Here is a 22,537-nt window from a genome sequence, read left to right on the forward strand (position 1 = left end):
GAGGAGTTCCCGACCGGCCGGTGCCCCGGACACTACGGACCGTTCGCGCCGGTCGGCCGGGTTGTTCCGGGACTGACGGAAGGAGTACTGAAGAGCATTTCGGGAGGCCGGGAATTGACCGTCGTTGATTGGTGGGTGATCACGAATGTCGCCCGCGGGGGAGACGGGCGACATGCGTGGAGCGGCGGCCGACGGCCCGGTGTCTCACCCGTCCGCCGGAGCCCCGGCACGTGCCCCGCGCGCGGCGAACTCCGCGAACCACGTCAGCATCTCCGGATGGGTGACGGCTCCCTCACTGCTGACCTCGCCGGGACGGGCGCCCTGGAGGACGCGCTTGACCGGGACCTCCAGCTTCTTGCCGGTGAGGGTCCGGGGGACGGCGGGGACCGGCACGATCACGTCGGGCACATGGCGCGGGGACAGCCGGTTCCTGATGGCCGAGGCGATGCGCCGGCGCACGTCGTCGTCGAGCGAGGTGCCCTCGGCGGGCACGACGAACAACGGCATGAAGTAGCCGCCGTCGGGCTGTTCGACACCGATGACGAGACTGTCGGCGATTCCGGGGAGCTGGTCGACGACGGCGTAGATGTCGGCGGACCCCATGCGTACGCCCGACCGGTTCAGGGTGGAGTCGGAGCGGCCCGCGACGACGACCGACAGATCGGCGTCGACGGTGACCCAGTCGCCGTGCCGCCAGACCCCGGGGTAGGTGTCGAAGTAACTGGCCCGGTAGCGGGCGCCGTCCGGGTCGCCGACGAAGTGGAGCGGCATGGACGGCAGCGGCGCGGTCACCACCAGCTCGCCCTGCTCGCCCGTCAGGGGGCGTCCCTCGGGGTCCCAGGAGGCCAGGGCGACGCCGAGGGCGGGGGCCTGGATGCGGCCCGCGCGGACGGGCAGCAGCGGGGTGCTTCCCGCGAGGACCGAGCAGACGTCCGTACCGCCGCAGATGGACTGGAGCCGCACGCCGGGTGCCAGCCGGTCGTGGACCCAGTGCCAGGTGCCGGGCGGCAGGGTCGACCCGGTCTGCAGGACGGTCCGCAGCCGGCCGAGTCCGAACGTGTCCGCGGGACGGCTGTCCGCCTTCTCCGCCGCGGTGAGGTAGGCGGCGCCGAGGCCGAGGACGGTCGCGCCGGTCCGCTCGGCGACCGCCCAGGCGCCGTCGAGGTCGGGATACGTCGGGCTGCCGTCGTACAGGACGACGGTGCTGCCGTGCAGCAGACCGCCGACCAGGAAGTTCCACACCATCCAGCTGGTGGAGGTGATGAAGAGGTAGCGGTCGTCGGCGCGCAGGTCGACGCCCAGACCCAGTGCCTTGAGCAGTTCGACCACGATGCCGCCGTGGCCCTGCACGATCCCCTTCGGGATCCCCGTGGTGCCCGAGGACCACAGGATCCAGAGCGGGTGGTCGAAGGGGACGTCGGCGAACTCCAGCGGTTCGTGCGTCGACGGCAGCGCGGACCAGACGTGCTGGTGGACGTCGCCCCGCCCGGACCACGGTCCGTCCGGGGCGCCGAAGAGGCTGTCGACGGCGAGGACGTGGCGGACGGTGGGGAGCCCGTCCGCGAGTTCGGCGATCTCCGGGCGCCTGTCGTAGGTCTTGCCGCCGTAGCGGTACCCGTCCGCCGCCACGAGGACCGTCGGGCGGGCCTGCCGGAGCCGGGCCAGCACGCTGGGCGTGCCGAAGTCCGGGGAGCAGGCCGTCCACACGGCGCCGACGGAGGCCGTGGCGAGCAGCGCCACCACGGTCTGGCGGAGGTTGGGGAGGTACCCGGCCACGCAGTCGCCCGGCTCCACGCCCATGCGGCGCAGCGCCGCCGCGACATCGGCGACCTGCCGGCGCAGCTCGTCCCAGGAGGTCTCCTCGGGAGTGCCGCCCTCGGTCAGGCACACGAGCGCCGGGCGGGCGTCCGTGGCCCGGGCGAAGCAGCGCTCGGCGAAGTTCAGCCGGGCGCCGGGGAACCACGAGGCGCCCGGCATCGACGCCTCGCCCAGCACCGCGTCGTAGTCGCTGACCGCGTCCAGCCCGTAGAACTCCCACACCGCCGACCAGAATCCCGCGAGGTCGGTGGAGCTCCACCGCCACAGCTCGGCGTAGTCGGAGAAGCGCAGACCCCGTACTTCGCCCACCCAGTCCATGAAGCCCGCGACGTTGGAATCCTCCAACTCGCGGCGACCGGGGGACCACAGCAGGTCGGTGTCGGTGTTCATCGGTTGCCTTCCTGGGCTGGACGCGGCGTTCAGCCGGCTTCGACTTGGCGGAGCAGTTCTTCCGCGCGCGGCCACGGGCCGTAGCCGGACGCGGGGTTGAGATGGCCGACCTCGCCGAGTTCCACGAGGGTGCCGCCCCAGTCACGGGCCAGTGCGGCGACCCGCTCGGCCGTGCCGAGGGGGTCGTTCGAGCTGGCGGCGACGACGCTGGGGAAGGGCAGCGGGCTCCGGGGCACCGGTGTCCAGCCGTGTTCGCCGAGCGTCTCCGGGGTCGGATAGCCCTCGGGCAGCGGGGTGTCGAAGTCCGGCGGTGTCACGAGCAGCGCTCCGCGCACCTGTGCCGTGCTTCCCCTGGCCCAGTGGACCGTGGTGATCACGCCGGCGCTGTGCGCGACGAGCACGACGGGACCCTCGGCCTCCGAGACCACCTTGTCGAGCGCCGCCACACGGGCCTCGCGGCTCAACGCGTCCTCGGTGAGCGGCGGGACGGTGAGCACGGTCCGCCCGGCCTCGGCCAGCCGGTCACCCAGCAGGGTCTGCCAGTGGTCGGCGACGTGATCGCGCAGTCCCGGGACGATCACGATCACCGGTTCGGTCGTTGTGCTCACGCGGTCACCACCGCGTCCTCGGGCTCCGCCGCCGGGGCGGGGGTGCCCGTGAGCCGGCGCAGGTCACGCTCGTAGAAGTGGCGGCCGACCAGGAAGGCGAGGGTGGCGGCGAGCGCCGTGAGCGGGATGATCCGCAGGGCGCCGAGCAGCCCCGTGTCGTCCGCGAGCGCGCCCGTCAGGGCGGGACCGGGAGCCAGTCCGAGCAGGCTGTTGGCGAGGGTCAGGGTGGCGAAGGCCGTCGCGGAGATGGCAGCGGGGGTCAGGTTGGCCACCATGGCGGTCGCGGGTCCCGCCGTGCCGGCCGACAGCAGGGCTCCGGCCGCCAGCACCGCCAGCTGGAGGGGCCCCGTCGGCAGCCGGAAGGCGGTCATGAGCAGGGCGAGCGAGCCGAGGCTGCACCCGATGGCGACCGCCCATTTGCGGATGGGGAACGCCCGGCTGATGCGGTCGGAGACGATGCCGCCGCCGATCATGCCGACGCCGATGACGAGGATGAAGACACCGGCGGTCGCGCCCGCCTTGGCGGTGGGCATGTCGTAGTAGCGGTTGAAGTAGCTGGGCAGCCAGGCCATCAGGGAGGCGGCGATGAACAGTTGGAGGCCGCTGCCCACGTAGGCGCTGATCACCGACACGGAGGAGAACAGCCGGGGCAGCAGCACGCGCAGCCGTCCCTGGGGACCGGGCTCGGGCCCGGCGTCGGTGGAACCGCCCTCCGGCACCAGCCTCTTCTCGGTGACGACGACGCCGTAGACCGCCGCCAGGACCAGACCGAAGATGCCCATGACACCGAACGCCCAGCGCCAGCCGAGGTGTTCGGCGACGGCGCCGCCGATCGACACACCGAGGACCGAACCGAAGGCACCGCCCGCGATGAAGGCGCCGGAGAGGGTGGCGCGCAGACCCAGGGGGAAGATGCTCAGGACGACGGCGATGCCGACGCTTCCGTACGCCGCCTCGCCGATGCCGACGAAGAGCCGGCCGACGAACATCTGGTCGTAGTTCGCGGAGAGCGCGCAGCCGAGGGTCGCCACGCTCCACATCCCCGCGGCGAGCAGCAGGCTCTTGACCCGGCCCCAGCGGTCGGCCATCAGCGACATGGGGAAGGTGAGCAGGCCGACCATGAGGGCGACGACGCTGCTGAGGGTGCCGAGCTTCGCGTCGGAGAGCAGCCACTCGCTCTTGAGGTCCGGGAAGACGGCGTTGAGTACCTGCCGGGACATGTAGTCGGACAGCAGCAGGCCGAAACTGAGGGCGAAGACCACCCAGGCGTAGCGTCGGGACACGGGCCATCCGGACGATGCGGTCGTGTCCGTCTCGGAGAGGGGCCCAGCAGTGGTGTGCAACTCCATTGTCATCACCTCACGCGCTTGGAGGAAGAGGGGTCAGAACGGTCTGTCGCCGACGATTCCCGCGCGCTCCATGCGGCGGACGGCGGGCCAGTAGTCCTGTACGGCGTAGTGCTGGGTGGAGCGGTTGTCCCAGATGGCGACGCTGTTCGGGGTCCAGCGCCAGCGCACCTGGTACTCCGGGATCGCGGCCTGGGCGATGAGGTAGTTGAGCAGGAGGCCCGCGCCGGGGGCGAAGTCCTGTCCGAACCGGACGTTCTCGGGCGTGTGGTAGTTGACGAAGTGGGTGGTGAACGCGTTGACGAAGAGGATCTCCTCGCCGGTCTCCGGGTGGACGCGCACGACCGGGTGCTCCGCGTCCGGGAACTGCGCCTTGAGGGCGTGCCGCTTCTCCTGGGGCATCACGGCGCCGAAGGTGGCCTCGATGCTGTGCTTGGCCCGCAGACCACGGATCTTGGTGCGGATGTCCTCGGGCAGCCGGCGGTACGCCTCGGCCATGTTGACCCAGATGGTGTCCCCGCCGACGGGCGGCCCCTCGATGCAGCGCAGCACCGCGCCCATGGCCGGGTTCTCGCGCCAAGTGCCGTCCGTGTGCAGGGCGTTCTCGTAGTGCTCGGCCGGGCTGTCCAGGTCCTTGTAGATCCGCACCAGGCCGGGGTGCTCGGGGTCGCTGCCGGCCACCGGGTGGTCCTCCAGCGCGCCGAAGCGTTCGGCGAAGGCGACGTGTTCGGCGCGCGTGATGTCCTGGTCGCGCAGGAACAGCACCTTGTACTGGAGCAGCAGGGACTTGATCTCGGCGAAGAGGTCGTCGTCGCGTGCGGCGTCGCCGAGGTTCACACCGGACAGTTCCGCGCCGATCGAGCAGGTCAGCGGTTCGACGCGGATCGAGCCGCGGTGATGGGCGCGGACCGGCGCGCCCTCGGGCGGAGCGAGCGTGTGTTCCATGGTGCTTCCTCCTGGAGAGAGTGGAGTTGAACCGCGGGGGAGGGCTGGGGCTCAGAGGACGAAGACGGACGATCCGGTGGTCCGTCCCGCCTCCAGGTCGCGGTGCGCCTGGGCGGCGTCCTCGAGGGCGTAGCGCTGGTTGACCTTGATGTCGATGCGGCCGGAGCCGACGTGGTCGAAGAGTTCGCCGGCGAGCTCCGCCCGTTCCGCGGGGTCCGCGATGTAGTCGGCGAGGGCGGGCCGGGTGACGAACAGGGAGCCCTGGACGGCGAGTTGCATGGCGTCGATGGGCGGGACGGGGCCGGAGGCGGTGCCGAAGCAGACGAGCAGACCGCGGCGGCGCAGCGAGGCGAGCGAGGAGGCGTACGTGGTCTTGCCGACGCTGTCGAAGACGACCGGGACCCCGGCGCCGTCGGTGAGTTCGCGCACCCGCTCGGCCACGTTCTCGCTCCGGTAGTGGATGACGTGGTCGCAGCCGTGGGCCCGGGCCAGTTCGGCCTTCTCCTCGGTGGAGACGGTGCCGATGACGTTCAGTCCGAGGAGCTTGGCCCACTGGCAGACGATGAGGCCGACACCGCCCGCCGCCGCGGTCAGCAGGATCGTGTCGCCCTCCTCGAGGGGGTGGATCCTGCGGAGCAGGTACGAGGAGGTCAGGCCGCGCATGGTCATCGCCGCTGCGGTCTCGAAGGCTATGCCGTCCGGCAGCTTGATCAGGGAGCCGACGGGCATGACGCGCTCGGTGCTGTAGGCGCCGAGCGGACTTCCGGTGTACGTGACCCGGTCGCCCTCGGAGAACCCGGTGACGCCGTCGCCGACCGCCTCGATCACGCCCGCCGCCTCGACGCCGAGCCCGGCGGGCAGCGGCGCGGGGTAGAGCCCGGTGCGGAAGTAGGTGTCGGCGAAGTTGAGTCCGACGGCGTGGTGGCGGATCCGGACCTCGCCGGGGCCGGGGTCGCCGACGACGACCTCCTCCCAGCGCAGGACCTCGGGACCGCCGGTCTCCTCGAATCGAATGGCGTGGGCCACGGGGGCTGCTCCGTTGTTCGTGTCGGATGGATGGGGAGGGGAAGGGCCGCCGGAGCCGGGGGGTCTGGCCCCGGCGGCCACGTGGTGTGTCGGGTGGCGCGAGGCCGTGCCCGTCCCGGTTCGGCGCGGGGCCGGCCCTGGTGCGGTCCGGTGCGGATCGGCCCGGTCGCGGGCCGTGCGTGGCGGCCGGCCGGGCCGCGCCGGTGATCCGCGTGGCGGCCGGGCGGCCCGGACCGCGGGCCGGCGTCCTGCCGCGCGGTCCTGCCGCGGGCCCGTGCCGGACGGCCCGGCACGGTGGTGGACCGGTGGACCGCCGGATCAGGCGTCGCGGAGCATGAAGCCGCGCTGTCCGGGGCGGCGGTTCGGCACCATGCCGAGCTGGGCGAGCGTCTCGTCGGTGCTCGAGTAGGTCTCGCCGATCTTGTAGATCTTCCGGGCCTCCGCGCCGGTGGCGATGTCGCGGCCGAGCGCCTGGGAGATCTGCACCATCTGCTCGACCTGCTCGACGCTGGACATGCGCTCGCCCTTGCGCCGCCACAGGTTGTCCTCGTTGCCCACCCGCACGTGCACACCGAGCGCGATGCCGATCGCGTTCATGGGTGCCACCGCGCGCATGGAGCTCTCGATGGTGAGGACGGCGCCGTCGGGGACGCGGCGGACGAACTCGATGAGGTCGGCGGGGTGACGGCCCGCGAAACCGCCGCCGATCGCCACGTAGTTGAGGACCAGCGGGCCCGTGTAGACGCCGGACCGGATGAGGCGCTCCACGGTCTCGAGCTGGGCCAGGGTGGCGAGCTGGAAGTGCGGCTGGATACCGCTCTCGCCCAGGCGCTTGAGGTGCTCCAGGTAGAAGTCCGGGCCGGCCTCCAGGTACATGTCCCGGTACGCCTTGTAGTAGTCCGGCTTGGCGATCGAGGTGCCTTCCAGATCGTCGTCGGTCATGATCTCGACGATGTTCATCTGGCTGGTGTTGATCGCGATGGTGACCTGGTCCGGCTTCGGGTCCAGGTCGGCGAGCATGTGACGGCTGTCGAAGTCGAGCCACTTGGCCTCGGAGCCCTCGCCCTCCGGGGCGAAGGAGATCGATCCGCCGATCTGCAGGACCATGTCCGGCACGGCCTCGCGCAGTCGTCCTATCAGCTCGTTGAACATGGACAGGCGCTTGGAGCCCTTGCCGTCCAGCTCACGCACGTGGATGTGGAGAACGGTGGCACCGGCGTTGTAGCAGTCGACGGCCGCCTGCACGTGCTCGTCCATCGTCAGGGGAAGGTCGTCGGCGTCGCCGGGAAGCCATTCGGGGCCGTAGGGGGCGGCCTGGATGACGAGTTTTTCCTGGTTCTCGGGGAAGAGCGAGTCGTCGTGGAAGTGCACGGGGTCCGTCTCCTTCGTCGGATCGGTGATCACTCGCCGGGGGCATCGCCGCGTGCTGCGCGGGCCTGGGACGTCCGGCGGGGATCGATGCGGGTCACCGGTGGCAGCGGGCGCGAGACGGCCCGCTGCGGTCGGCCGGTCCGGAGGGAGCCCGGGGGAGTGGTTCGGCTCCCTCCGACGGCCGACCGCGTCTTCTGTGCGGTGGTGCAAAGGTAGGGCCGAGTCCAGGGACGTGCTTGCCGTCAGGGGACAGATGATTTGTCATTTGGGGACATCGGCGCCGCGGGGCGCCGGCGAGGGCGGCGGGCGGCCGGGGAATGGGTTCCACCCGTCCCTCCGGTCCCGGAAGGGGAGTTGCTAGGAGGCCCTGCTTCCGCGCCACGCTCGCGGGCTGCATCCGAACTGCTCGCGGAACCACCGCGAGAACCCGCTCAGCGACGAGAACCCCAGCAGGTCGGAGATCTCCGTCAGCGGGCGCCGGGGATTGGCGACGAACTGCTCCGCGAGATGGCGGCGGGTGACGTTGAGGAGCGAGGAGAACGTCTCGCCGGACGCGGCCAGATGACGGTGGACGGTGCGCCGGTCGACGCCGAGGCTGCGCGCGACCTGCTCGATCGAACAGCGCCCCGTCGGCAGCAGGACCTCGATCAGTTCACGCACCCGGTCCGCCGCGGTGGTGTCCTTCGGGACGGCGATCGCGTCGAAGTACTGGCGGGCGTACTCGCGCATCAGCGGGTCCGCCATGGCGTTGGGCGCGTCGAGGTCGTCGGCGTAGAAGACGATCCCGTCGATCTCGCGGTCGAACTCCACGATCGGCCCGAACGCGTCCTGGTGCGCCGAGGTGTCCGCCGGCGCGGAGTGCCGGAACCAGACGGACAGCGGCTGCCAGCGGGCGTGCAGGAAATCGCTCAGGATGCGGTGGTACGCGGCGACGGCCAGCTCCGTCGCCTGCCGGGTCTCCATCGCCTCGCCGAGCCGCAGGTCCACCTTCAGCGTCGCCAGGCCGTCCCCCTCGGACAGCCGGGTGTGCAGCACCTCGTTGTACATGTACTGATGGCGGATCAGCATCTCCAGCGCGCTGCGCACGTCGGGTTCTTCGCGGACGACCAGGCTGATGGGGCCGAGCGTGGAGAAGCGGCGGAACTCCGCCAGCAGCACCCCGAAGTCCTCGTGACCGGACTCGGCCGCCGACAGTTCCAGCACCTGGACGGCCGCCGTGCCGGAGATCCACCGGTCCTGGACGGTGAGGGCGGCGGTGTCGAGGCCCACCCGCTTCAGCAGCTCCTGGGGGTCGATCCCGAGGGAGCGGCACAGCTCGACGTAGCCGCTCAGGGCGGCGGTGCGGACCAGAGGTCTCATGGGCACGCTCCAGGGATGTCCCGAAAAGCCAAGTCTCCTGTCCCGCCATGACAAGCGCGGCGGTGGTCGAGGAACCTAGCATGACGCCGTTCACCGGCCGGGCCCGATCGGGGTGACCGCTCCCCGGCGGGTGAACGCGCGACGGATTGGAGGCGAACATGACAGGAACGGCGGACGCGGACCGGGCGCCGGAGACGCCCACGCCCCGCCCAGGCACGGACCGGACATCGTCCACGCCCCGCCCGGGTACGGACCGGACACCGCCCACGCCCTGCTCGGGCCCCTCGGTGTGGAAGGGGCGCGAGCTCACGCGTCCGGAGGAGTGGCGGCTGAGCCTGTCGGAGGCCCGGCTCGCCGAGATCGACTCCGCCCTGCGCGAGGCACGCAGGCGGGACCGCACCCTGCTGAGGCTGACGGCCGCCGACTTCCCGCTCCCCGGCCTCGCCGCCGACCTGGCGCGCCTCTCCGGTGTCCTCGAACACGGACGGGGGTTCGCGATCGTCCGGGGCATCCCCGTCGAGCGGCTCGGCGAGAGCGCCGCGAGCACCGTCTTCTGGGGGATCGGCCGGCACCTGGGGCACCCGGTGCCGCAGAACGCCGACGGACTCGTCCTCGGCCATGTCCGGGACACCGGCCGGAGCCTGGACGACCCCGCCGCACGCGGCTACCAGACCCGGGAGGCCCTGCCCTTCCACACCGACCCCACCGATCTCCTCGCCGTGCTGCCGCTGAGCGCGTCCCGCACCGGCGGCCGCGTCTCCCTGGTCAGCTCGGCCGCGGTCCACAACGCCGTGCTGGACCTGCGCCCCGATCTCGCGGGGCGCCTGTACCGCACGTACCACTTCGACCGCCGCGACGAACACGCCCCCGGCGAGCCGCCCTGCACGAGTGCCCCGCTGGTCTCCCGCCCCGGCGGTCTCGTCGGCGCGCCGAGCATGCGGTACAACCGGTGCTATCTCGAATCCGCCCAGCGCTTCCCCGAGGTGCCCCGCCTCGAACCGGCGGACCGGGAGCTCTTCGACCTCATCGACTCCGTGGCCGCCTCCCCGGAGTACCGGCTCGACCTCGACCTCCGGGTCGGGGACCTGCTGCTGATCAACACCCACCGGGTGATGCATGCCCGCTCGGCGTTCGAGGACCACCGTCCGCCGGAACCCGGGCGCCACCTGCTGCGTCTGTGGCTGGCCTCACCCCGGGGGACCGGTAGCCAGGACGCACCCCCCTGGGTCACGCTTCGCGATGTGATCCGACCGCGCGCCACCGCCGCGCCCCGCGCGACGAACTCAAGGAGATACCCGGCATGACCGACCTCGTCACCCTTCTGGCCGCCACCGCCTCGGCCCACGGCGAGCGCGTCGCCGTCCGCCACGACGACAGCACGCTCACCTACGCCGAACTCGACGACGCCAGCGCACGGGTGGCCGCGCTACTGCGGGACCGCGGCGTCGCTCCGGGCGACCGCGTCGCGCTGACCATGCCCAACGTCCCGCTGTTCCCGGTCCTCTACTACGGCATCCTGCGGGCCGGCGGCGTCGTCGTCCCGATGAACCCGCTGCTCAAGGCCCGTGAGGTCGCCTTCACCCTGCGCGACTGCGGAGCGCGCGCCGCACTGGTCTTCCCGCTGTTCGCCGACGAGGTGACGAAGGCCGCCGCCGAGACCGGCACCGACTGCCTGGTGACCGACCCCGGGACCTTCGACGCCCTGCTGCGCGGCCACGAGCCCCTGCGCGACACCCCGGACCGGGCCGAGGACGACGCCGCCCTGATCCTCTACACCTCCGGCACCACCGGAACGCCCAAGGGCGCCGAACTGTCCCACCGGAACCTGGCCCGCAACACCCTCACCACGGCCGAGACCCTCCTCCAGGTCGGGTCGGAGGACGTCCTCTTCGGCGGCCTGCCCCTCTTCCACGCCTTCGGCCAGACCTGCGCGCTCAACGTGGCCGTCGCGACCGGAGCCACACTGACGCTGCTGCCCCGGTTCGACCCGGTGAGCGCCCTGGAGGTCATCGCCCGGGACGAGGTCACCGTCTTCCTCGGCGTGCCGACCATGTACGCGGCACTGCTGCACGCCGACCTTCCCGAGGGCTTCGACGCCGGCCGGCTGCGCCTGGCCGTCTCGGGCGGGGCCGCGCTCCCGGTCGAGGTCCTGCACGGATTCGAGCGACGCTTCGGCGCCGCCGTGCTGGAGGGCTACGGGCTCTCCGAGACGTCGCCGGTCGCCGCGTTCAACCACCCGGACCGCCCGCGCAAGGCCGGCTCGATCGGCGTGCCCATCCGCGGGGTCGAGATGCGGCTCGTCGCCGAGGACGGGGGCGTGGTCGCGTCCGGAGAGGTCGGCGAGATCGCCATCCGCGGCGAGAACGTCATGACCGGTTACTGGAACCGCCCCGACGCCACCGCGGAGGCGATCCGCGACGGATGGTTCCACAGCGGAGACCTGGCCCGCGTCGACGAGGACGGCTTCTACTTCATCGTCGACCGCAAGAAGGACATGATCATCCGCGGTGGCTACAACGTCTACCCGCGCGAGATCGAGGAGGTGCTGTACGAGCACCCCGCCGTGGCCGAGGCCGCCGTCGTGGGGGTGCCGCACCCCCTGCACGGTGAGGAGGTCGCGGCCGTGGTCACGCTCAGGCCCGGCGCCGAGGCCACGGCCGAGGAGATCCGCGCCCACGCCAAGGAGCGGGTCGCGGCGTACAAGTACCCCCGTCTCGTCGAGATCGCGGCCGAACTGCCCAAGGGACCCACGGGCAAGATCCTCAAGCGCGAGATCGTGGTCGACGGCGCGTGAACCGCTGAGGGAGCGGGCCTCCGGGACGACGGTGGCGGCGACCCCGCCGCCGTCACCGCTCCCCGCCGCCCCGCCTCCTCCGCCGCGGCCCCGCGAGGATCAGACTCTCGACGCTCTCGTACACCCCGCGCTCCCGGTCCGCGGCGCGGCGGCCGGACAGCATGCTGCCGAGCCAGCCGAGGACGAAGCCCAGCGGGATGGACACCAGCCCCGTGGTGGTGAACGGGAACCAGTTGAAGTCGGCGGCGGGGAAGGCGGACGTCGGGGAGCCGGAGACCAGCCGGGTGCCCGGCATCAGGACCAGGACGGCGAGGGTGCCGCCGATGAGCGTGCTGAGCAGACCGGCCCGGGTGTAGCGGCGCCAGAAGAGGCTGTAGACCAGGGCCGGGGCGATCGCCGAGGCGCCCACGCAGAAGGACATGGTGGCCAGCGGCTGGAGACTGCGGTCCTGGACGAGGACCGCGAGGGCGATCACGGGCGCGCCGACGACCAGGGCCGAGCCGCGGGCGAAGGCCGTCTCGCGCTGGGACGACATGGCGGTGCCGCGGTCCGCGAAGACGTCGTGGGCCAGCGAGTTGGCGCAGGCGAGGGTCATCCCCGCGACCGAGGCGAGCAGGGTGAGGAAGATCGCCGTGGTGACCGTGGTGAACACGAGGGTCTCCGCCCGGGACACCACGGGGCCGAACGCGGCCCGTGAGCCCAGGAGATAGGCGGTGTGCCCGCGCGGGTCGGCGGCGGTGACGCCCGCCCGGCCGAGCATCGCCGTGGCGCCGACGGCGACGACGCCCGCCACGAGCATGAACAACGCCACCGAGGACACCGCCCAGGACATCGAACGCCGCACCTGGCGCGCGCTGTTCGCGGTGAACATCCGCATCGTCACATGGGGCAGACAGGCACCGCCGAACACGATGGCGAACTGCGTACTGATCATGTCGAGCCGGGGATGCGGGCCACCGGCGAACTGGAGCCCGCCGTGCAGGAACGCCTCCGCCGATCCACTGCGCCGCGCGGCCGTGGTGAACAACTCGCCCGGATTCCAGTGGAACTGACCGAGGATCAGCACGGAGACCACGATTCCGGACCCGAGGAGCACGACCATCTTCAGGAGCTGGATCAGCGCGGTGCCCCGCATGCCGCCGATGGCCGCGTACGTGATCATCAGGGCGCCGACCCCCACGATGCAGCCCGTCTTCATGGAGCCGTCCGTGAAGCCGAGGATGAACGCCAGCAGCTGCCCCGTGCTGGCGAGTTGGACGAGCATCATCGGCACGAGGGCGGTGATCGTGACGGCGCACCCGGTGATCCGTACGGCGCGTGAGGGCATCCTGCGGGCCAGCACGTCGCCCATGGTGAACTTGCCCGTGTTCCGCAGGGGTTCGGCCAGCAGGAACATCAGCACCAGCAGGGAGAGCAGGGTGCTGAGAGCCAGGACGACACCGTCGAAACCGCACAGGGCGATCACGCCGCCGATGGTCAGCACGGTCGCGGCGGAGATGTAGTCGCCGGCGATGGCGAGTCCGTTGCGCAACGGGGAGAGCGAGCGGTAGCCGGTGTAGAACTCGGCGAGATCGTCGCTGTCGGGGCCGGTCAGCACGCACAGCAGCAGGGTGACCGTGACGGCGACGGAGAAGGCGACGAGGGACCAGGACTCGGTGGAGCCGGCGAAGCCGCTCACCGCTCGCGCTCCTGCTCGCCGCCGGCCCAGGGGACGCTGCGGTTCACGCGGCGGGCGAGGGGATCGACGTAGCGGCGGGCGGTGCGCTCGTAGACGAGGACGGCGAGCCAGGTGGCGGGGATCTGGGAGAGGGCGATCACCAGGCCCGTCGAGAGGCCTCCGGATCCGGTGACGGGACGGTCCATCAGAGCGGGACAGCCGGCGCACAGGCCGAGGAAGAGGGTGAAGCAGCCGAGCACAGCGAAGGTGGTCACGCGCCGCTGGCGGCGGTAGGCGCGGCGCAGGATGCGCAGATCACGGTGGTGTCCGGTCCAGGCGCGGGGTGATGCCCCGCCGCGTAAGGGTTCCGCCGCGGCGGGGTCCGGGACGTGGTCGGCGAAGGAGTTGTGGTGTCCCCGCGGCGGTCGCGCGGGCCGCGGGGCGGAGCTGTCGTACGACATGCCGGTCTCCTGGTGGGGTGCGGGCCCGGCGTGCGCGGACCGCGGGACGGTGGGGACGGCTCGGGTCCTCGCACGCTATTCGGCTCCTCGGTCCGTGCGAAGGGCTTTCCTGCAACTGCCTGGTCGGAACGTGTTCACGCCCCTGACCTCGCCCGTTGTCGAAGAAACCGCTGTTGCGCCCGGGCTCGGAGTGAGGACTGGGGTGTGGGTGGGGCGGACGTCCGGTGCGCGCGGATCCGTCGGCGGTCCCACCGTGAGGGGGCGTCCGGGGCGTGCGCGTAGGTCGACGGGGCGGTCCGGGAGGAGGTTCGGGAGGAGGTCCGGCGGGGTGTCCGGTACGGGGCCCGAGGGACACGGAGGGCGGGTGCCCGCGCGGGCTCAGGACGAGTCGCCCAGTTCGTTCAGCGGTGTTCCGTGCGCCCAGCGCCGCAGGCACGAGCCGTCGATCAGACGGACACCGCCCTGACGCCGCGCCCACTGCACGTCACGCCGGGTGAAGGCCCCGCGGTGTACCACGAGGCGGAGCGGCGGGCCGGGGCCGCCCGGGCGTCCGGGGCGCGAGGGCACGTCCTCGTCGGGCAGCGGCTCGGCCACGGGACGGAAGGCGACCTCCAGCCGCCGCCCGTGACCGTCCCGCGCGCGGACGCGGACGCGGGCCTCGCTCCTGCGGGAAGGGAGCACGCGCCAGCCGTCCCGGCGCAGCATCCGGGAGACGGCCAGTGCCAGTCCCTGGGTGTCCAGCTCCGCGAGCTCCTCGGGCGTGTAGAAGCCGAGCCGCCGGCGGGCCAGCGGACGATTCCGCCGCACCGCGACGGAGCAGGCGAGGGCCAGGACGGACAGAGCGCCGAGGGGTACGCCGATACCGGCCACGCGGTAACCGACGGCGAGGCCGGCGACGACCGCGCAGAGGGCGACGACGACCGCCGCGAGGGCGGGCAGCACTTCACGGAGTACGGGCCCGTGGGCCCCTTCCGCGCGTAGCCGGCGCACGGCCGACCGCCGCCGCGCGCGTCCTGACAGGTGTTCTCCCGGTGTCCGCCCCCGCCAACTCACTCGGGCCAGCTCCCCCCAACCCCCACACGCTTCGGCGTGTTCGGGTAGGGCTACCCCTCGCGGCGGGGCCGGTCTCCTGGTGTACGGGATCCGGCCACGAATCCGGCCGAACTCTTTCGGGGCCCCGCGACGTGTGGGGCCCGATCGGTTCCGGTGGCCGCGGAGTCCCGTGCGGCGGACCGCCGGGCGGGGGCGGCGGGTGCGTCACCCGCCGCCCCCGCACGCACGCGTCCGCGGAAGGGACCCCGTATCGGTCGTCGGACGGATCAGACGGTGCCGCTCTTGGAGACGAGGATCTCCTTGGAGGTCCTGCCGGAGTCGCTGCCGAGCGCCTCGATCGCCTTCACGACGTCCATGCCCTCGACGACCTCGCCGAAGACGACGTGCTTGCCGTCCAGCCAGCCGGTGACGGCGGTGGTGACGAAGAACTGCGAGCCGTTGGTGTTCGGCCCGGCGTTGGCCATCGACAGCAGACCCGGCTTGGTGTGCTTGAGCTTGAAGTTCTCGTCGGCGAACTTCTCGCCGTAGATGCTCTTGCCGCCCGTGCCGTTCCGGCGGGTGAAGTCGCCGCCCTGCAGCATGAAGCCCGGGATGACCCGATGGAACGGCGAGCCCTCGTAACCGAAACCGTGCTTGCCGGTGGCGAGCTCACGGAAGTTCTGCGCGGTCTTCGGGACGACGTCGTCGAAGAGCTTGAACTCGATGCGGCCCAGCGGCTGGCCGTCGGCGGTGACCTCGAAGAATACGTTCTGGCTCATTGCTCTGCTCCTCATGGATGCGAAGGTTCGTCACCGAGCATAGATAAGCCGAGGCGGCGGGCGCGTGACCGGGGGTGATCATTCGGCACGTGGTCCGGGCGGACGGGACGGCGGGCCGTCGGTGGCACGCGTCCCGGGAACGGCCCAGGACGCGGCGGTTCCCGGCGGGCCCGACGGGGTTCGCGACCGCACAGGAGAGCGAACCCCCGAAGGCTTCGGCCCCCGCCCTGATACGGGCCGGGGGCCGAAGGGCGCGCCGTCGGCCACCGGCGTGGCCGACGCGCCGGTCTATTCCACTTTCGCCCAGTCGAGCGTGCGCTCCACCGCCTTCTTCCAGTCCGCGTACCCCTGCTGACGCCGGTCCTCGGACCACTGGGGCTCCCAGCGCCTGGACTCCTGCCAGTGGGTGCGCAGTTCGTCGGTGTCCCGCCAGAAGCCGGTGGCCAGACCCGCCGCGTACGAGGCGCCGAGCGCGGTCGTCTCGGCGACCACGGGACGGCTGACGGGTACGCCGAGGACGTCGGCCTGGATCTGCATGCACAGGTCGTTGGCGGTCACGCCGCCGTCGACCTTGAGCACGTCGAGATGGACCCCGGAGTCCTGCTCCATCGCCTCGACGACGTCGCGGCTCTGGTAGCAGATCGCCTCCAGCGTCGCCCGGGCCAGGTGGGCGTTGCTGTTGTACCGCGCGAGTCCGACGATCGCGCCGCGGGCGTCGGAACGCCAGTACGGGGCGAACAGGCCCGAGAACGCCGGGACGAAGTACATCCCGCCGTTGTCCTCCACGGTGCGGGCCAGCGTCTCGCTCTCGGCCGCATTCATGATGATCTTCATCTGGTCGCGCAGCCACTGCACCGCGGATCCGGTGACCGCGATGGAGCCCTCCAGCGCGTAGACGGCGGGCTCGTCGCCGAACCGGTAGGCCACGGTGGTCAGCAGTCCGTGCTGCGAACGGACCAGTTCCGTACCGGTGTTGAGGACCAGGAAGTTGCCGGTGCCGTACGTGTTCTTGGCCTCGCCGGGCGCGTAGCACACCTGCCCGACGGTGGCCGCCTGCTGGTCGCCGAGCACGCCGGTGATGGGGACGGCGGCGCGCAGCGGCCTGGAGGTGCGCGCCGTGCCGTACGCCTCGCGGTCGGACGAGGGGTTGATGCTGGGCAGCATGGCCCTCGGCACGCCGAAGAAGCCCAGCAGTTCGTCGTCCCAGTCGAGGGTCTCGAGGTTCATCAGCATGGTGCGGCTGGCGTTGGTCACGTCGGTGGCGTGGATGCCGCCGTCGGGGCCGCCGGTCAGGTTCCACAGGACCCAGGCGTCCGTGTTGCCGAACAGGGCGTGCCCCTGCTCCGCCGCCTCGCGGACCCCGTCGACGTTCTCCAGGATCCACTGGATCTTGCCGCCGGAGAAGTAGGTCGCGGGCGGCAGCCCCGCCTTGCGGCGGATGACGTCGCCCCGGCCGTCACGCTCCAGGGCCGCGGCGATGGAGTCGGTCCGGGTGTCCTGCCAGACGATGGCGTTGTAGTAGGGACGGCCGTTGCGCGGGTCCCACACGACGGTGGTCTCGCGCTGGTTGGTGATCCCGATCGCCGCCAGGTCCTCGGCGGTCAGGTTCTTGTGCCGCAGGGCGTTCTGGATCACCGAGTTGGTGCGCTCCCAGATCTCCACCGGGTCGTGCTCGACCCAGCCGGAGCGCGGAAGGATCTGGCCGTGTTCCAGTTGGTGCTTCGCCACCTCGTTGCCCGCGTGGTCGAAGATCATGAATCGGGTGCTGGTGGTCCCCTGGTCCACCGCGCCCACGAAGTCAGCCATGAGTTGCCGCCTCTGCCGGGGGTGTCAGTCCTTGGGAGCCGGGATGCGTCCCGCGGGCTCGGGTTCCGCCGTCGGCAGGAACCGGCCGACGAAGAGCTTGTACGCGCCTGCGCCGAGCACACCGCCGATCAGCGGACCGATGATCGGCACCCAGAAGTAGAAGTTTCCGTACTGATCTCGCCAGGCTCCTCCGTATCCCGTGAGGAAGCTGGCCAGCCTCGGTCCGAAGTCACGTGCCGGGTTGATCGCGTAGCCCGCGAGGGTGCCCCACGCCATGCCGATCCCCACGACCAGCAGGCCGATGATGAACGGGCCCAGGTTCGCGCCGGGCGGGGTGTTGAGCAGGTCAGTGACGGCCAGGATCACCAGCAGCAGGATCGCGGTGCCGATGATCTGGTCGCGGAACGCGCCCCACTCGTGGACCGGCAGGTTCGGGTTGCCGTTGGCGGGCAGCGTGGAGAACACGCCCTGGGTCTTGATGGTGTGGCCGGGGTCGGCCTTCGCCAGGGCCTCCGTGTAGTTCCACCGCACGATCAGGGCCGCCACGAAGGCGCCGATGGTCTGGGCCACCACGTAGGGCGCCACCTTGCGCCACGGGAAGCCTTTGAACGTGGCCAGCGCGAGGGTGACCGCGGGGTTGAGGTGCGCGCCGCTCAGCCGTGCGGCGACGTAGACGCCCATGGTGACGCCGATGCCCCAGGCCCACGCGATGCTGTCGTGGTTCCCGAGGCCGCCCGGGGGCGTCGTGAGTGCGCCGCCGGCGACCACCTGGGCCACGACGCCGCAACCGAAGAGGATGAGAATCATCGTGCCGAGGAACTCGGCGGACATTTCGCCGATCAGCCCCGACTTTTTGAACCGCTCAGTCATGGAAGCCCGCTTCCCGCCGGTGCAGGACCGGCTGTTGACCGCCGCCCGAGCCCCTCCTCACATCAGCATAGGGTGATCAAGAACGAATCGCATCAAAAGTTAACTATCCAGTTTTGACATGTCATGTCAGGCGACTCGCAAGTCTGACGGGTTTCGCGGAGACGGGTGCCCGCGCTTCTCGGCATGGCCTCGGGCCTCAGGCGGGCACCGTGACGATGCCGAGCGGCTTGCTGGTGGGCTGCCGGGATCCGCCCGCCGGTTCGGCGGTGATGCCCACGGCGCTGACGTCGTCCAGGGAGCCGTGGAGCAGTCGCGCCTGGCCGCCGCCGGAACCGGGGAGCAGGCCCGCCGGGCGGAGGGCACCGGACTCGGCGGCGTACCAGAGTTCGTAGACCTGGTCGTTCTTGAGGCGGGGCAGGTCCGAGGCGATGAAGGCGGCCCGGCCCTGGGAACGGGAGGAGACGACGCCGATGTCGGCCCCGTCGTCCAGCCTCTGCGTGCTGATCGTGGCGTCCCGGGCCGTCAGGAGGTCGGAGAGGACGGAGGCCTGTGCCTTTTGGGCGGAGACCTCGGCTCGTGCGTCCTCGGCCCGGGTGTGCTGCCAGACGGCGACTCCGCCGAGCGCGGCCGCGAGAGCCAGGCACGCGGCCAGGGCCGTCCGCAGCGCTCGCCGGCGGACCGGAAGGGCGCGGGAAGGACGCTCCTGGCGCGTGTGGGCGATCCGTTCGAGGACGCTTTGGCGCAGTTCGGGTGACGGGGTCGCGTCCTGCGCCGAGGCGAGTCGCAGCGTGACCTCGGACAGCTCCGCCACCTCGTTCCGGCACGCGGCACAGCCGGCGAGGTGGTTCTCGAAGGAGGCTTCCTCGGCCGCCGGCAGGGCGTGCAGGACGTACGCGCCGACGAGCTGGTGCGGGTCCTCTGCGGCTGTCATCGGCCGGTCTCCAGACATCTGCGGAGCAGGCGCAGCCCGGCGCGCATCCTGGAGTTCACGGTGCCCGCCGGGGTGGCCAGGCAGGCGGCCACTTCCAGATAGGTCATGCCCTGGTAGTAGGCGAGCACCAGCGGTACGCGCTGGTGCCGCTCCAGGTCGGCGAGACAGCGCTGGACGCGCTCGTGGTCCTCGTGCCGCTCCACGGCCTCGGCCACCGCGTCGAAGGGACGGTCCTCCGCGAGCAGGGCGCTGCGGCGCTCGCGTGCCGTACTGGCCCGGACGTGCCGGACCCGGTCGACGGCCCGCCGGTGCGCGAGGGACAGGACCCATCCCCGGGCGCTGCCGAGTTCGGGGCGATAGCGGTCCGCTGTCCGCCAGATCTCCACCATCACGTCCTGCGTCACCTCCTCGGCCTGTGCCTCGTCCCGCAGTACGCGGCAGATCAGGCCCTTCACCGGCCGCGCGAGGGTGTCGTACACGTCGGTGAACGCGTCCTGGTCACCTTGTGCGGCGCGCTCGAGCCGGGCGTCCAGCCACGTCTCCGCCGATGGGCGCCGTCGCGAACCGTGTCCGTTCTGGCCGGTCTTGGGCATCGCTCACAGGATCCGTCCGTTGCTTCCTTCTCGCCGGGCCCTCGGCCCGTCCGGCTCGACTCCCCGCCCGGCGCCGTCGCGGTCGGGCGTTTGGTGTCGCCGGGGAAAGGGCGTCAGGGAAAGGGTGCCGTCGCCGTGTATTCGTAGCCGCTCCGACCCGCGTATGAGCCGGGAGCGCCGCGAAGTCCCCGTGCGGGGCCGTGCGGTCCGGTGCCCGGGGAACCGGCCCCGGCCGGCTCCTCCCCAAAAGTCGTGACGGAAACTTACCGGGGTCTATCCTCATATGGTCCTTTTGTTGCTCCGAATGGCTTATGTCCCGCGCGTCGGGAGTCCTGGAGCGTCTCGAGGGCTTCGCCGCGAACTCTCGTGACACCGGCTCCCGCTGCGCACGTCCATCACGTTTCGAGGGAGGTGAGTCCTGTGACCACACGCATCAGCGTCCGGCGCCTGATCGCCGGTGCCGCCGCTACGGGCCTGCTGGCCGGAGGGGCCGCTCTGGGCACGTCCGGCGTCGCCGCCGCGACGACCCCGGCGCCTTCGCCCACGCCTTCGGCGACCGCCGACCACCACGGCCACCACGACCGCTGCGAGTGGAAGAAGGGGCACTGGGTCAAGAAGTGGGTGCCCGGACACTGGGTCAAGAAGTGGGTCCACCAGGACTCCTGGCACCACGGCCATCACCACCACGGCTGGGTGCAGAAGTGGGTCTACGTTCCCGGTCACTGGGACCACGTGTGGGTGAAGGGCCACTGGGACTGCAAGCCGCATCACCACGGCCACTGAGTGCTCCGGCCGAGGCGTGAGGGCCGGGGGCGGTCGTTCCGCTCCCGGCTCTCCTCGTGCGCGCGTCCCCGGCGAGCGTGCCGGAAACGTGGTGGAGCAGGGCCGATCCCGCCGGTTAGGCTCGCCCGATGACCACACGCACTTTCCGCATCACCGTTCGCGGTGTCTTCGACGGGCTCGGCGCCGACCAGCGTGCCGAGCTTCTGGCGCACGCGTCGGAACACGACGTCCTGCAGGCGGCCTTCACCCCCGAGGGGCACCTCAGTTACGACGTGGCCGCCCGGCCGGCCTTCACCTTCCGCTTCCTGGACTCGGGGGAGGCGGAGGAGGACATCCTGGAGGCGGTCGAGCGCGCCGAGGCCGCGGCGACGGCCTGGCTCACCGGGCGCGGCTACGGCTTCAAGAGGCTCAGGTCCCAGGGTGAGGACCTCTCCCAGGCTCCTCTCGGCAAACGACAGCGACGGGCCATCGCGCAGAACACCCCCTGACCTTTCGTACGTCGACGGGGCTCGCGCTCCGGATATGCTTGAGTAGTCAAGGAGAAATCAATGAATGAAGGGCTGGACGCGGTACTGCGTCTGATGAGGGCGCAGGCCGCCTTGGTGAAGCGGTTCGACGCGAGCCTCGGCGGACTGCACGGAGTGAGCCTCGCCGACTTCACCGTGCTGCTGCGCCTGTCCCAGGCCCCGGGCGACCGCATGCGCCGGGTGGACCTGGCGGAGGCGCTGGGACTGACCGCCTCCGGCGTCACCCGGGGTCTCGTGCCCCTGGAGCGCATCGGACTGGTCAGGCGGGACACGGACGCCCGTGATGCGCGGGTGGCCTACGCGGCCCTGACGGAGACCGGCCGGGAGCGCCTGGCGGACATGCTCGTCACCGCCGGGCACGTCGCCGGCGAGATCTTCGCCGAGCCGGCGTGGACCGGGGAGGAGGTCGCGCGGCTCGCCGGTCTCCTCGGCCGCCTCGACGGCACCGGGTTCACCCGGCGCGGGTCGGCCGGCTCCTGAGCCGGCACCCGCCCGCCGGCCGGTCCGGTCCCGGACGGGGCGCCCCGAGGGGCGCCCCGTCCGGCACCGGCGCCGCCCGGGTGACTGCCGGGCCGGACGACGGCGCCAGGGCCCGTCTGGCAATTCCCGTCCACCCGCGAGGGCGCGCCGGAGCCCCGAAAACGGGGTGCGCCGTCCGGGCTGCCTTCAGTACGGTCCGACGATGGCGATCCAGGATCAGGACGGTCATTTCGGAGAGCGTGTCGCGGCGGGCTACGACGAGTCGTCGGGGGAGATGTTCGAGCCGGGCGTCATCGAGACGACCGTCGACTTCCTCGCGGGCCTGGCCGGAGACGGCCGGGCACTGGAGCTGGGCATCGGGACGGGGCGTATCGCGCTGCCCCTGGCGCGACGCGCGGTACGGGTCCACGGCATCGACCTGTCACGGGCGATGGTCGCCCGGCTGCGCGCCAAGCCCGGCGGTGACGCGATCGGCGTCACGATCGGTGACTTCGCGACGACGAGGGTGGACGGGACCTTCTCCGTCGTCTACCTGCTCTACAACACGATCATGAATCTGACGACGCAGGAGGAGCAGGTGGCCTGTTTCCGCAACGCGGCGGCCCACCTGGAACCCGGGGGCCGCTTCGTCATCGAGGTCATCATCCCCGAACTGCGGAAGCTCCCGGCCGGGCAGAACGTCGTGCCCTTCCACGTGAGCCCGACGCGCTGGGCCTTCGACACCTACGACGTCGCCACCCAGGCGACGAGCTCGAACTACGTCGAGGTCGTCGACGGCCGCGGCGAGTACAGATCGATTCCCTTCCGGTACGTCTGGCCCTCCGAACTCGACCTGATGGCCCGGCTCGCCGGGCTGCGACTGCGTGAGCGATGGGACGGATGGACGAGGGAGGCCTTCACCAGCGAGAGCGCCCGGCACGTCTCCGTCTGGGAGAAGCCCGCCGGCCGACCGTGATCGTTC

General features: G+C 71.6%; 21 protein-coding genes. 6 read left to right on the plus strand and 15 right to left on the minus strand.

What is annotated here, in order from left to right; all coding sequences use genetic code 11:
* Positions 1-204: 204 nt before the first annotated feature.
* From ACICHK_RS36885 to ACICHK_RS36915, 7 genes are all read right to left on the minus strand, one after another.
* Positions 205-2,208: an acetoacetate--CoA ligase gene (locus ACICHK_RS36885; protein WP_406840341.1), complete on the minus strand. Its 2,004-nt coding sequence runs from the start codon at positions 2,206-2,208 to the stop codon at positions 205-207.
* A 29-nt stretch (positions 2,209-2,237) separates the two neighbouring features.
* Complete coding sequence (locus tag ACICHK_RS36890; protein WP_406840342.1) at positions 2,238-2,816, minus strand: RBBP9/YdeN family alpha/beta hydrolase; 579 nt, start codon at positions 2,814-2,816, stop codon at positions 2,238-2,240.
* Entirely contained in the window at positions 2,813-4,099 is a 1,287-nt protein-coding gene (locus ACICHK_RS36895; protein WP_406840343.1) for an MFS transporter, read from the minus strand. The genes ACICHK_RS36890 and ACICHK_RS36895 overlap by 4 nt, the downstream gene beginning before the upstream one ends.
* Positions 4,100-4,198: 99 nt before the next feature.
* Positions 4,199-5,107 (minus strand): TauD/TfdA dioxygenase family protein, encoded by a 909-nt coding sequence (locus ACICHK_RS36900; RefSeq protein WP_406840344.1) that lies wholly within the window; start codon positions 5,105-5,107, stop codon positions 4,199-4,201.
* Between the two features lie 51 nt (positions 5,108-5,158).
* Positions 5,159-6,133, minus strand: a complete 975-nt coding sequence (locus ACICHK_RS36905) for a quinone oxidoreductase family protein (RefSeq protein WP_406840345.1) — start codon at positions 6,131-6,133, stop codon at positions 5,159-5,161.
* Positions 6,134-6,451: 318 nt separating this feature from the next.
* Positions 6,452-7,504, minus strand: a complete 1,053-nt coding sequence (locus tag ACICHK_RS36910; protein WP_103549317.1) for a 3-keto-5-aminohexanoate cleavage protein — start codon at positions 7,502-7,504, stop codon at positions 6,452-6,454.
* Between the two features lie 357 nt (positions 7,505-7,861).
* Positions 7,862-8,863, minus strand: a complete 1,002-nt coding sequence (locus ACICHK_RS36915; protein WP_151471610.1) for an AraC family transcriptional regulator — start codon at positions 8,861-8,863, stop codon at positions 7,862-7,864.
* A gap of 158 nt (positions 8,864-9,021) precedes the next feature.
* Here ACICHK_RS36915 and ACICHK_RS36920 point away from each other — a divergent pair, with 158 nt between their 5' ends.
* The gene (locus ACICHK_RS36920; RefSeq protein WP_406840346.1) at positions 9,022-10,167 is read left to right on the plus strand and encodes a TauD/TfdA family dioxygenase; all 1,146 of its coding nucleotides are present in this window, start codon (positions 9,022-9,024) and stop codon (positions 10,165-10,167) included.
* The gene (locus ACICHK_RS36925) at positions 10,164-11,657 is read left to right on the plus strand and encodes a long-chain-fatty-acid--CoA ligase (RefSeq protein WP_406840347.1); all 1,494 of its coding nucleotides are present in this window, start codon (positions 10,164-10,166) and stop codon (positions 11,655-11,657) included. Before ACICHK_RS36920 ends, ACICHK_RS36925 begins: the two co-directional genes overlap by 4 nt.
* A 52-nt stretch (positions 11,658-11,709) precedes the next feature.
* Here ACICHK_RS36925 and ACICHK_RS36930 read toward each other — a convergent pair whose 3' ends face one another.
* The 8 genes from ACICHK_RS36930 to sigK form a co-directional block, all read right to left on the minus strand.
* Positions 11,710-13,335: a cation acetate symporter gene (locus ACICHK_RS36930; protein WP_406840348.1), complete on the minus strand. Its 1,626-nt coding sequence runs from the start codon at positions 13,333-13,335 to the stop codon at positions 11,710-11,712.
* Positions 13,332-13,775: a DUF485 domain-containing protein gene (locus ACICHK_RS36935; RefSeq protein ID WP_406840349.1), complete on the minus strand. Its 444-nt coding sequence runs from the start codon at positions 13,773-13,775 to the stop codon at positions 13,332-13,334. Before ACICHK_RS36935 ends, ACICHK_RS36930 begins: the two co-directional genes overlap by 4 nt.
* Before the next feature lie 378 nt (positions 13,776-14,153).
* Positions 14,154-14,717: a hypothetical protein gene (locus ACICHK_RS36940; RefSeq protein ID WP_406840350.1), complete on the minus strand. Its 564-nt coding sequence runs from the start codon at positions 14,715-14,717 to the stop codon at positions 14,154-14,156.
* Positions 14,718-15,094: 377 nt separating this feature from the next.
* On the minus strand, positions 15,095-15,586 hold the full coding sequence (locus tag ACICHK_RS36945; RefSeq protein WP_406840351.1) for a peptidylprolyl isomerase: 492 nt from the start codon (positions 15,584-15,586) through the stop codon (positions 15,095-15,097).
* 288 nt (positions 15,587-15,874) lie between these two features.
* Positions 15,875-17,392: a glycerol kinase GlpK gene (gene glpK / locus ACICHK_RS36950; protein ID WP_406840352.1), complete on the minus strand. Its 1,518-nt coding sequence runs from the start codon at positions 17,390-17,392 to the stop codon at positions 15,875-15,877.
* A 24-nt stretch (positions 17,393-17,416) separates the two neighbouring features.
* Positions 17,417-18,262 (minus strand): MIP/aquaporin family protein, encoded by an 846-nt coding sequence (locus tag ACICHK_RS36955; RefSeq protein ID WP_406840353.1) that lies wholly within the window; start codon positions 18,260-18,262, stop codon positions 17,417-17,419.
* Positions 18,263-18,458: 196 nt separating this feature from the next.
* Positions 18,459-19,193: an anti-sigma factor domain-containing protein gene (locus ACICHK_RS36960; RefSeq protein WP_406840354.1), complete on the minus strand. Its 735-nt coding sequence runs from the start codon at positions 19,191-19,193 to the stop codon at positions 18,459-18,461.
* The gene (gene sigK / locus ACICHK_RS36965; protein WP_406840355.1) at positions 19,190-19,786 is read right to left on the minus strand and encodes an ECF RNA polymerase sigma factor SigK; all 597 of its coding nucleotides are present in this window, start codon (positions 19,784-19,786) and stop codon (positions 19,190-19,192) included. Before sigK ends, ACICHK_RS36960 begins: the two co-directional genes overlap by 4 nt.
* 420 nt (positions 19,787-20,206) lie before the next feature.
* Here sigK and ACICHK_RS36970 point away from each other — a divergent pair, with 420 nt between their 5' ends.
* From ACICHK_RS36970 to ACICHK_RS36985, 4 genes are all read left to right on the plus strand, one after another.
* On the plus strand, positions 20,207-20,569 hold the full coding sequence (locus ACICHK_RS36970; protein WP_406840356.1) for a hypothetical protein: 363 nt from the start codon (positions 20,207-20,209) through the stop codon (positions 20,567-20,569).
* Between the two features lie 128 nt (positions 20,570-20,697).
* Positions 20,698-21,057, plus strand: a complete 360-nt coding sequence (locus ACICHK_RS36975; RefSeq protein WP_151471634.1) for a DUF6204 family protein — start codon at positions 20,698-20,700, stop codon at positions 21,055-21,057.
* Positions 21,058-21,117: 60 nt separating this feature from the next.
* Complete coding sequence (locus ACICHK_RS36980; RefSeq protein ID WP_406840357.1) at positions 21,118-21,576, plus strand: MarR family winged helix-turn-helix transcriptional regulator; 459 nt, start codon at positions 21,118-21,120, stop codon at positions 21,574-21,576.
* A 208-nt stretch (positions 21,577-21,784) separates the two neighbouring features.
* Entirely contained in the window at positions 21,785-22,531 is a 747-nt protein-coding gene (locus ACICHK_RS36985; RefSeq protein WP_406841423.1) for a class I SAM-dependent DNA methyltransferase, read from the plus strand.
* The last annotated feature ends 6 nt before the right edge of the window (positions 22,532-22,537 follow it).

The organism is Streptomyces sp. AHU1 (assembly GCF_045343905.1).
GTDB lineage: Bacteria > Actinomycetota > Actinomycetes > Streptomycetales > Streptomycetaceae > Streptomyces > Streptomyces triticiradicis.